Below are 1,325 nucleotides of genomic sequence, written 5' to 3'. Positions count from 1 at the left end.
AGAGCGCTCACCCACCAGCGGCTACCGACACCGAGCCTGCCCCACGGCAACCCGGCAGCTCCCATTAGGGCCAAAACGGCGATCTTGCTGCCGCCTGGGCCTCAGGTGCTGGGCGGGTGCGGGGTGCCGGGGGCTAGCCGGCGGCGCCGACTGGGGTTAGGGCCGAGCGGGCGTCGGGGAGGGTCGCGGAGACGCCGTCCGCGAGGGTCAGGTCGGTGGCGAAGGCCTCGGGCGGGGGGCAGGTGCAGACGAGGTTGCGGTCGCCGTAGGCGCCGTCGATGCGGCGGACCGGGGGCCAGTACTTCGCCGCGCGCAGCGAGGTCACCGGGTAGGCGGCCACCGAGCGGGGGTAGGCGTGGTCCCAGCCGTCGCCGGTGACCATCTCGGCGGTGTGCGGGGCGTTACGCAGGGGGTTGTCGTCCTTCGGCCAGGTGCCGTCGGCGACCTTGTCCGCCTCGGCCCGGATCGCGATCATCGCGTCGCAGAACCGGTCGATCTCGCCCAGGTCCTCGCTCTCGGTCGGCTCGACCATGAGCGTTCCAGCGACGGGGAATGACATCGTCGGCGCGTGGAACCCGTAGTCGATCAGGCGCTTCGCGACGTCATCGACGGTCACGCCGGTGTCCTTGGTGAGCTGGCGCAGGTCGAGGATGCACTCGTGCGCGACCAGGCCGTTCTGGCCGGCGTAGAGCACGGGGTAGTGCGGCCGCAGCCGGCTGGCGACGTAGTTGGCGTTCAGCACCGCGACCGAGGTGGCGGCCGTGACGCCCTCGGCACCCATCAGCCGCAGGTAGACCCACGGGATCATCAGGATTCCGGCCGAGCCCCAGGGGGCCTCGGAGATCGGGCCGATACCGGTCGCGGGGCCGGCCTCGGGGCGTAGCGGGTGGTTCGGCAGGTAGGGCAGCAGCTTCTCGCCGACCGCGACCGGGCCGACGCCGGGGCCACCGCCGCCGTGCGGGATGCAGAACGTCTTGTGCAGGTTCAGGTGGCTGACGTCGGCGCCGAACTCACCCGGCTTGGCCAGGCCGACGAGCGCGTTGAGGTTCGCGCCGTCGACGTAGACCAGGCCGCCGGCCGCGTGGACGATCGCGCAGGCCTCGCCGATGCCCTCCTCGTAGACGCCGTGCGTCGAGGGGTAGGTGACCATCAGCGCGGCGAGCCGCTCGGCGTGCTGGGTGGCCTTGGCCGCCAGGTCGCCCAGGTCGACGTTGCCGTGGGGGGGGGGGGGCGGCGCGCCCCCCCCCCCGGGCCGGCTGGGACGGCCGCGCGAATTCCCACCGGGCCGTCTTCTGGCCGCCCACCGGAGAACTCCGCCGACACGC

Annotated in this window: 1 pseudogene; it reads right to left on the bottom strand. The window is 73.3% G+C overall.

The annotated features are described in order from the left end of the window. Window positions 1-133: 133 nt before the first annotated feature. Window positions 134-1,325: pseudogene (locus I6A60_RS41035) on the bottom strand (glycine dehydrogenase (aminomethyl-transferring)); the annotation flags it as partial.

This window comes from Frankia sp. AgB1.9, from assembly GCF_016786355.1.
In the GTDB taxonomy this organism is placed as follows: domain Bacteria; phylum Actinomycetota; class Actinomycetes; order Frankiales; family Frankiaceae; genus Pseudofrankia.
The sequence above is the reverse complement of the archived record's forward strand: the minus strand, read 5'-3'. Positions and strand labels throughout refer to the sequence as shown.